Here is an 8,970-nt window from a genome sequence, read left to right on the forward strand (position 1 = left end):
CATCTACGCCTCCGATCATTCCTCCTTCGCGCTGCCCGAGATCCGAGCCGGCACGCTGGCCGACGCGGCGACGATCAAGCTGCCGAAGCGCATCCCCTACCATGTCGCCATGGACCTTCTGCTCACCGGCCGCTGGATGGATGTCGCTGAAGCGCATCGCTGGGGCTTGGTCAACGAAGTGCTGCCCAAGGAAAAGCTGGAAGATCGCGTCTGGGAGATCGCCCGGCTGCTCGCAGGCGGCCCACCGCTGGTGTTTGCCGCGATCAAGGAGACGGCGCGCGTGGCCGAGGCGCTGACCTTCCAGGACGCCATGAACAAGGTGACCCGCCGGCAATTGCCGACGGTCGATGCGCTCTATGGCTCCGAGGACAATATGGAGGGTTTTCGCGCTTTTGCGGAGAAGCGGGAGCCGGTGTGGAAGGGGAAGTGAGGATTGTTGCCGAAATGACGGCGCTTATCCCCCTCTGTCCTGCCGGACATCTCCCCCTCAAGGGGGGAGATTGGCAGCTTCGATCTCTGCACTCTTCTTGCGACGCCGAAGGTTGGCGAAAGCCTTCGCAACATCCGATCTCCCCCCTTGAGGGGGAGATGTCCGGCAGGACAGAGGGGGGCGCCCAGGCTCAGCCTTGGCCGCCTCTCCAGCACCCATGACCGACTACATCAAGCTCATCGACGCCGAGACCTGGGCCTTCATCGAGCGCACCAATTCCTATTACCCGCCCGATACGATCGACTACACGATCGTGCAGCAGCGCGAGATTTACGACCGCATGTGCCGGGAATTCTTTGCCGGCTACCCCGAGGGCGTCGCTGTCGAAACCTCCGCCATTGCAACGCCGACGCACGATATCCCGATCCGTATCTACCGAAGCCCACTTCAGGCAGGCGTGACGGTGCTCTATGTCCATGGCGGTGGCTTCATCCTTGGTGGGCTGGACAGCCATGACGATGTTTGCGCGGAGCTGTGCTCGCGCACAGGCTATGAGGTGGTCTCCGTAGATTACCGGCTGGCGCCGGAACATTTGCATCCAGCCGCCTTTGACGATGCCATGAGCGCCTTCGAATGGGCCGCCGCCAATCGCGATCATCCTATCGTGCTCTGCGGCGACAGCGCCGGCGGCAATCTCTGCGCCGCCGTCAGTCACGCCACGCGCGGCCATTCGAAAAGGCCGGTCGGCCAGGTGCTGATCTATCCCGGCCTCGGCGGAAACCGCTCGAAAGGCTCCTATGTCAAGCACGCCGAAGCGCCGATGCTGACCGTGCGCGATCTCGAATTCTACAAGCACATTCGCACTGGAGGGCAAGACCGTAGCGGCGATGCGACGCTGGCCCCGCTTGCCGACACCGATTTCTCCAACTTGCCGGAGACAGTGCTGATCACCGCCGAATGCGACCCGCTGTCATCGGATGGCGAGACCTATCGCGACCTGATCATCACGGCAGGTGGCCACGCGACGTGGTTCGAGGAGCCGGGATTGGTGCACGGCTATCTCAGAGCCCGGCACACGGTTGGCCGCGCCCGCACCAGCTTCACCCGGATCGTCGGTGCGGTGACCGCGCTTGGACAGGGCGACTGGCGCTGGTGATCGCGGCCAAACTCTGAGGACCAAGTGACGCCCCTTCACGCCACCGAGGCAGCCGCTGCCCGGCCGGCGCTGCGGCCGGAAAAGATGCAGCCGCCGAGGAAGGTGCCTTCGAGCGCCGCATAGCCATGCACGCCGCCGCCGCCGAAACCGGCGGCTTCGCCGACGGCATAGAGCCCGGCTACCGGCTGGCCATCTGCCCCCAGCACGCGGCTGTCGAGATCGGTCTGCAGGCCGCCCAGCGTCTTGCGGGTCAGGATGTTAAGCCGCACCGCGATCAGCGGGCCATTTGCCGGATCGAGCATCTTGTGCGGCTTGGCCGTGCGGATCAGCCGGTCGCCGAGATAGGCGCGCGCGCCGCGCAGAGCGGTGATCTGCATATCCTTGGAGAACAGGTTGTCGAGCTGCCTATCGCGGGCGTGGATCTCGCGCTCGACTTGAGCCACCTCAAGCAGCGCCTCGCCGCCGGCCAGCGCGTTCATGCGCGCGACCAGCGCCGGCAAATCGGCCTCGACGATGAAGTCCTCGCCCTTTTCCATGAACGCCTTGACGGGGCCCGGAATGCCCGATGTGGCGCGGCCGAGCACCTGGCGCCAGCTCTTGCCGGTCAGATCGGGGTTCTGCTCGGAGCCCGACAGCGCGAACTCCTTCTGGATGATCTTCTTGGTCAGGATGAACCAGGAGTAGTCGAAGCCGGTGCTCATGATGTGGGAGAGCGTGCCCAGAGTGTCGAAGCCGGGATAGAGCGGCACCGGCAGGCGCTTGCCGCGCGCATCGAGCCACAGCGATGATGGGCCGGGCAGGATGCGTATCGCATGGTCGGTCCAGATCGGCGCCCAGTTCTTGATGCCCTCGACATAGTGCCACATGCGGTCGCGGTTGATGATCGAGCCGCCGGCCCGTTCCGTGATCGCCAGCATGCGGCCGTCGACGTGGTCGGGCACGCCGGTGATCATGCGCTTGGGCGCCGCGCCCAGCCGCTGCGGCCAGTTTTCCCGTACAAGCTGATGGTTGGCGCCGATGCCGCCGGAAGCGACGATCACGGCTTGCGCGCGAAGCTCGAAATCTCCTGATATTTCGCGCGAACTCTTGTGGCCGCGCTCGGCGGTGCTCGGTTGCAGGATGTCGCCGCGCACCCCGTCGACAGTCGCACCCGTGCGGGTCAATTCATCGACCCGATGGCGGAATTTGAAACTGATCAGTCCGCGCTTCTGCGCCTCGCGCACGCGCTGTACGAAAGGTTCGAGAACGCCGGGGCCCGTGCCCCAGGTGATGTGGAAGCGCGGCACCGAATTGCCGTGGCCGATGGCATTGCCGCCGCCTCGCTCGGCCCAGCCGACCACGGGAAAGAATTTCAGGCCGCGCTGTATCAGCCAGGAGCGTTTTTCGCCGGCGGCAAAGCCGACATAGGCTTCCGCCCATTTGCGCGGCCAGAAATCCTCGGGCCGATCGAAAGCCGCGGTGCCCAGCCAGTCTTCCAGCGCCAGGTCATGCGAATCGCGGATGCGCATGCGCCGCTGCTCGGGCGAATCGACGAGGAAAAGGCCGCCGAACGACCAGAATGCCTGGCCGCCGAGCGACTGCTCCGGCTCCTGGTCGACGATGATGATTTTCTTGCCGGCCTCGGCAAGCTCGGCGGCGGCAACCAGCCCTGCAAGGCCGGCGCCGACAATGATCACGTCCGCATCGTCAGCCATTTTTCCTCCCAGAATTAGCCGGCTATTTCAATGCAAGGAATTCAGACGGTCTCCCAGCCTTCTTTGCCGCCGGCGCGGAAGATGGCGTCGATGACTTTCTGGTTGAGCACCGATTCCTCCAGCGTGAAGACGCGCTCCTTGCCGCCCTGTGCTGCACGCGCGAAGGTCTCGACCTCCAGCCGGTACTGCTGCGTGCCGGGAAAGCGGAAAACCTGCGCCTCGGTGTGGTTCTGGTTGTGCAGTTCGACGCGGTGGTGGTCGTAGAGCCCGGCATTGAAAGGCGAGAACAACTCGATGAAACCCTTCTCGCCGTGGAACACCATCACCTGGCGCGCCGCCATCTGCGTCGACAGATAGAACGACAGCTCGAAGTCACCGAAATCGGCACGGATCGAGGAGTAGATGTCGGTGCCGAATGTCTTGTCGCGCTCGATCGTCGCCTGCACGCGCAGCGGCTCCTTGCCGGTGGAAAAGCGCGTCGACACGGTCGGGTAAACGCCGATGTCGGGCAGCGCGCCGCCGCCGAGGTCGAGCTGGTTGCGCATGTTGCTGGGGTCGACGTTGTAGTAGGAGAACGCGCCCTGCACATGGCGCAGCCGGCCGATGGCGCCGCTGGCGATGAGCTCGCGCACCTTGATCCATTGCGGGTGGTAGATGACCATGAAGGCTTCGCAGACCAGCACCTTTTTCTGGTCGCGCAGCTTGATCAGCGGCAGGATGTCCTTGGCGTCGAGCGCCAGCGGCTTTTCGACCAGCACATGCTTGCCGGCTTCGATGGCCTTGGCCGACCACTCGACATGCTGCGAGGTCGGCAGCGGGATGTAGACGCCGTCTACTTCTTTCGAGGCGAGCAGTTCCTCATAGGAGCCGAAGGCATGGCGTGCACCGAAGCGGTCGGCCAGCGCCTTGGCCTTCGACAGGTCGCGGCTGGCGATCGCCGACAGCACGCCATTCTCCGCCTCGACCATCGCCGGCAACAAATGCTCGCGGCCGATCTTGGCCGTCGACAACACACCCCATCGGAACATCAGGTTTCTCCATCACGATTACAGGCGACGAGGTTTGCCCGAAATCGCCGGAAAAGCCAATGACGAGGTCAGCCCCTTTTGCCGGTCAGCGTCATGTCGAAGTCGACGATGTTGGAATAGATCGGCGTGCCGACATCCATGCCGTAGCGCGACCTCAGCACCTTGCCGGTGACATGGAATTTGATCATGCCGGCCTTGAGACCGCCGAGCTCGGCCGTGAATTTTTCCGGGAACGTCTTGCCGCGCGCCGTCAGCCGGCCGCTGACGAGAGCCGTGGTGTCGCTGGTTCGGGTCACGCTGGTAGAGCGGAACTGGATTTCCGGGCTGTTGGCGGCATCAAACACCGCGTCGGAGCGCAGGAAGGCATCGATACGGCCCTGGCCGGTGCCGACGCTTTCGGGAAAAATGGTGAAATTGACAGCTGAGCGCCCGACATCGCTGTTGTCGATGCGGATCGAGCCCTTGAAGCGGGCGAAGGTGCCATTGAGGCCGCCGCCGCCGACCTTGCCGATGGAGAAGCGGATGCTGGAGCTGGCCGGGCTGATCGAATAGCTGCCGGCGGCGTCACCCAGCGCGACGGCCGCAGAAACAGGCATGGCAAGGCAAGCGGCGACCGCCGCAAATCCGAGGATGCGCGTGTACATGGGGATGTTCCTTGTTGGAGGCAGCGCATTTCTTGCGCGCCCTCACTCCATGAACGAATGAACCGCTCGCTCTATTCCGAATCTGACGAAGGCGTGACCATGCGTGTGAGCACGCCATCCCTGAGCTGGAAATGATGCCGCAGCGCCGCCGCGACGTGGAGAGTCACAAGCGTCATGCCGGCATAGGCGAGATACCAATGTGCCGCCGCCCAGAAGCTCTCGGCACCATCCGATTCGGCCAACGGCAGGTTGGGCATGACGAACAGGTTGAACGGCAGGCTGGGGATCTCCAGCATCGAGACCGACACCAGCGCCCAGCCGGACAAGGGCAAGGCAAGCTGAAACGCGTAGAGCGCAAGATGGGCCAACGGTGCTGCCCGACGCTCCAGGGTTCCGACCGAGCGCGGCAGCGCCGGCGTTGCATTGCCAAGGCGCCAGGCGATGCGCAGCAACACAAGCCCGAGCAGCAGGAAGCCGAAAGATTTGTGCAGTTGGATCAGCTCGAAGGCGGTGCGCTGGCTGGTCAACCGCACCATGACGAAGCCGAGCCCGAACTGGCCGATGAAAATGAGCGCAATCAGCCAGTGGAGAAGGATCGCGCCCCAGCCATAGCGGGTGGCGCTGTTGGTGATCGATGTTTGCATGGGGAGTGAACGAATGTTGGTTCGGCTTTCTTCCAGCGCGCTTCACCCTCCCCCTTGTGGGGAGGGTCGCGCAGCAAATGCCGCGAAGCGGATTTTGCGAAGCGGGGTGGGGGTCTCGTAGGGCGCTACCCACCCCGTCCCTCAGCCGACCTACCGGGGCGAGCCGCCGATCTCGCCCGTCCTTCGGACTCCCATCAGGGCCCTCCGGAGGGTGATGAAAGGCGCGAGTTCGCCGAGCCTGGCTCCCTTCCTCTCCCTCCGGAGGGCCACAAGGGGAGGGGCGAGCCCGCTCTATCCACTCACCTTGAAGAAATCGACAAACGCCCGGAGCGCCGGGCGCATCTGCCGGCGGCTCGGATAGTAGACGAAGAAGCCGTCGAAGGAGGGGCACCAGTCCTCCAGCACACGGATCAGCCTGCCGTCGGCGAGCGGCGCGCGGACATAATCCTCAAAGACGAAGGCGAGCCCAGCGCCGTCGACCGCCGCCTGGGCGATCAAATGGTCCTCGTCGAGGATCAGCGGTCCCTCCACCGCCATCTCGATCGCCTCGCGGCCTCTCTCGAACTCCCAGCGGTAGAGGATGCCGCTGGAGAAGCGGAAGCGGATGCAGCGGTGGTCAGCCAGGTCGCGCGGGTGACGCGGCTTGGGGTTGACCTCGAAATAGACCGGGGCGCCGACCACCGCGCCGCGAAGGTCCGGCCCGATGCGCACCGCGATCATGTCGCGCTGCAGGCTCTCGCCTAGCCTGACGCCAGCATCGAAGCCCCCTTCCACCACGTCGGTGAAACGGTCCTCGATGACGATCTCCAGCACGATATCGGGATAGGCCGACGCAAAGGCGCCCAGCCGTGGCGTCAGCGCCAAATGGGCTGCGGTGCGCGGCACGGTCAGGCGCAGATTGCCGGCCGGCCGGTCGCGTGTCTCGATTGCCGTCTCCAGCGCCAGATCGATCTCCGACAGCGCCGGTCGCAGCCGTTCCAGCAACTGCGCACCTTCTTCGGTCGGCGCGACGCTGCGTGTGCTGCGCGCCAGCAGCCGAACGCCAAGCCGCGCCTCTAGGCTGGACACCGCATGGCTGACCGCCGAAGGCGCGATGGCCAATTCCCTGGCCGCGCCGCGAAAGCTGCCGCATTGGGCAACGGTTGCCAGCACGGCCAGTTGGGAAAGATGCGCGCGATTCATTGATCTATCTTTTAGAACAGCCCGTGCAAATGAGAGCCGATTATCGAACACAAGGCAAGGCGCTATTTCTGCCGCATCGCAACAAGGAGACGCGTTATGCAAACCCGCAAGCTAGGAACTGAATTGAACGTCTATCCCGTCGGCCTCGGCTGCATGGGCATGAGCTTCGCCTATGGCGGCCAGGCGGAAGCCGACGCAATCGCCACGCTGCACCGCGCCATCGATATCGGCGTCAATTTCTTCGACACGGCGGAGGTCTATGGCCCGTTCGAGAACGAGATCCTGCTCGGCAAAGCGCTGAAGTCCGCGCGTGACAAGGTGACGATCGCGACAAAATTCGGCTTCAGGATTTTGGAGGAAGGTACAGGCCTCGACCGCATGGCCGGCGTCGACAGCCGCCCCGAGCACGTCAAGGCGGTCGCCGAGGCGTCGCTGAAGCGGCTCGGCACGGATGTGATCGACCTCTACTACCAGCACCGTGTCGACCCCAACGTGCCGATCGAGGACACGGTCGGTGCCATGGCCGAGCTGGTGCGCGAGGGCAAGGTGCGCGCGCTCGGCCTGTCGGAGGCGAGTGCGGCGACCATCCGCCGGGCCCATGCCGTGCATCCAATTGCCGCCGTGCAGAGCGAATATTCGCTGTGGAGCCGCGACCCGGAAGACGAGGTGTTCGCCGTCTGCCGCGAGCTCGGCATCGGTTTTGTTCCCTACAGCCCGCTCGGCCGGGGCTTGCTGACCGGCACGATCGCCAAGCCAGAGGCCTTGAGCGATGACGACTGGCGCCGCGGCCTGCCGCGCTTCCAGGCCGATGCCATGGCCGCCAACGCCGCTGTCATCGCGACGCTGGAAAAGCTGGCAGCTGAAAAGGGGGTAACTTCGGCCCAACTGGCGCTGGCCTGGGTGCTGCACCAGGGCGATTTCATCGTGCCGATCCCCGGCGCAAGAAGGATACGCCATCTGGAGCAGAATGCGGCGGCTGCCGGGATCGCGCTGAGCGCGGTCGAGGTGCAGGCGATTGGTGACGCGCTGTCGCCCGACAAGGTGGTCGGTAGGCGCTATGCGGAGAAGGAGCTGACGCTGGTGAATGGTTGAAAACTGGTGAGTAATCGGAAGGGGCGCCGCGCGCCCCTTTTTCGTACGCAGCGCGGTGCAGAAGATGGGGACGCTGACGTGAAGCGCCCCCCTCTGCCCTGCCGACATTTTTACCAAGGCTCGACACTAATCTCCGGCCAGTTCTCCCTTGCACGCTTACCCTTCGCCTCATGCGTGCGCTGATTGTCCATCACCCGGTTCGGCGTGATGCGAAACGAGAAAATGTCGTCAAGACCAAACGGTGCCACGATCTCGAGCTGCCCGTCAGCGTCGTATCGAACCCCGACGGCGTGCGTCTTCGAGGCAAAATGGCTGACGGATTCGCTGGCGCTCGAATAGCGCGGGCACGGCCGTCCGAACTTCTGCGGATACCACAGATGCACCCGCGCCTGGTTGCGCACCTCGACCGGCAACGCCAGCCCCTCGAAATGCTTCTCCGCCCGGCGGATCACCGCGTCCTCGGCCTCATAGGACAGGTCGCTGTCATCGAAGTAGAAAAGATCAACATCCCTGATGCCGTAGCCCGACGGTTTGCCGGTCAGGTGGTTCCAGATGCTGTTGTAGAGAGCGCCGGATACCACCAGCCAGTCCGGCAGGTCGAGCGTGCGAGCCCGCGCCACCGCGTCGCATAACAGCGGGTCGGCAGACACGATGGCGAGAAACGCCGCGCGCTGTTCTTCAAGGGGAAGGCCGGAATACCGCAGATGGTCCATCGCCCTTTGGAGGGCGATTCGCCATCTGCTCGCAAGTTTTTTAGCCCCGCAGAACGCCCCCGGTCTGCTTGCCGACATTCTCGATGATGCGCTTGGCCAGTGCCTCGAAATCCTCGTCGGTGAGCGTCTTTTCGACCGGCTGGATCGACACTTCGATGGCAATCGATTTTTTGCCCTCGCCCAGCGAAGCGCCTTCGAAAATATCGAAGACCGAGACGGCGGTGATGAGCTTCTTGTCGGCGGCGAGCGCTGCGCGCACCAGCGTGCCGGCCTCGACCGACTTGTCGACGACGAAAGCGAAATCGCGCTTGACCGCCTGGAAGGGCGACAGTTCCAGTTTCGGCTTGGTTTTCGTCGGCTTGGCCTTCGGTTCAGGCACGCCATCGA

At 64.1% G+C, this 8,970-nt stretch carries 9 protein-coding genes and 1 pseudogene; 3 read left to right on the plus strand and 7 right to left on the minus strand.

Annotated features, from left to right (window positions below; all coding sequences use genetic code 11):
* Positions 1-430: enoyl-CoA hydratase-related protein (locus EN879_RS14030; RefSeq protein WP_206520948.1), on the plus strand; the 430-nt coding region annotated here is incomplete at its 5' end.
* 217 nt (positions 431-647) lie between these two features.
* The gene (locus EN879_RS14040) at positions 648-1,586 is read left to right on the plus strand and encodes an alpha/beta hydrolase (protein ID WP_063169796.1); all 939 of its coding nucleotides are present in this window, start codon (positions 648-650) and stop codon (positions 1,584-1,586) included.
* 35 nt (positions 1,587-1,621) lie between these two features.
* Here the strand turns inward: EN879_RS14040 and EN879_RS14045 are convergent, their stop codons facing one another.
* From EN879_RS14045 to EN879_RS14065, 5 genes are all read right to left on the minus strand, one after another.
* Positions 1,622-3,280: an FAD-binding dehydrogenase gene (locus tag EN879_RS14045; RefSeq protein WP_063169795.1), complete on the minus strand. Its 1,659-nt coding sequence runs from the start codon at positions 3,278-3,280 to the stop codon at positions 1,622-1,624.
* Between the two features lie 41 nt (positions 3,281-3,321).
* Positions 3,322-4,308: a Gfo/Idh/MocA family oxidoreductase gene (locus tag EN879_RS14050; protein WP_063169794.1), complete on the minus strand. Its 987-nt coding sequence runs from the start codon at positions 4,306-4,308 to the stop codon at positions 3,322-3,324.
* A 68-nt stretch (positions 4,309-4,376) separates the two neighbouring features.
* The gene (locus tag EN879_RS14055) at positions 4,377-4,952 is read right to left on the minus strand and encodes a YceI family protein (protein ID WP_013528302.1); all 576 of its coding nucleotides are present in this window, start codon (positions 4,950-4,952) and stop codon (positions 4,377-4,379) included.
* 71 nt (positions 4,953-5,023) lie between these two features.
* Positions 5,024-5,596: a cytochrome b gene (locus tag EN879_RS14060; protein ID WP_063169793.1), complete on the minus strand. Its 573-nt coding sequence runs from the start codon at positions 5,594-5,596 to the stop codon at positions 5,024-5,026.
* Positions 5,597-5,887: 291 nt separating this feature from the next.
* Complete coding sequence (locus EN879_RS14065; RefSeq protein WP_013528304.1) at positions 5,888-6,778, minus strand: LysR family transcriptional regulator; 891 nt, start codon at positions 6,776-6,778, stop codon at positions 5,888-5,890.
* Positions 6,779-6,874: 96 nt separating this feature from the next.
* Between EN879_RS14065 and EN879_RS14070 the strand changes: the two genes are divergently transcribed.
* Positions 6,875-7,870 carry an aldo/keto reductase gene (locus EN879_RS14070; RefSeq protein WP_063169792.1) on the plus strand — a complete coding sequence of 332 codons (996 nt, stop codon included), beginning with the start codon at positions 6,875-6,877 and terminating at the stop codon, positions 7,868-7,870.
* Between the two features lie 110 nt (positions 7,871-7,980).
* On the opposite strand, the gene EN879_RS14075 is transcribed toward EN879_RS14070, so the two are convergent.
* Both EN879_RS14075 and EN879_RS14080 read right to left on the minus strand, forming a co-directional pair.
* Positions 7,981-8,583, minus strand: a complete 603-nt coding sequence (locus tag EN879_RS14075) for a nucleotidyltransferase family protein (protein ID WP_063169791.1) — start codon at positions 8,581-8,583, stop codon at positions 7,981-7,983.
* Positions 8,584-8,623: 40 nt separating this feature from the next.
* Positions 8,624-8,970 (minus strand): annotated as a pseudogene (locus EN879_RS14080) (phenylalanine--tRNA ligase subunit beta); the annotation flags it as partial.

This window comes from Mesorhizobium sp. M7A.F.Ca.AU.002.02.1.1 (genome assembly GCF_003998535.1).
Classification (GTDB): Bacteria; Pseudomonadota; Alphaproteobacteria; order Rhizobiales; family Rhizobiaceae; genus Mesorhizobium; species Mesorhizobium ciceri.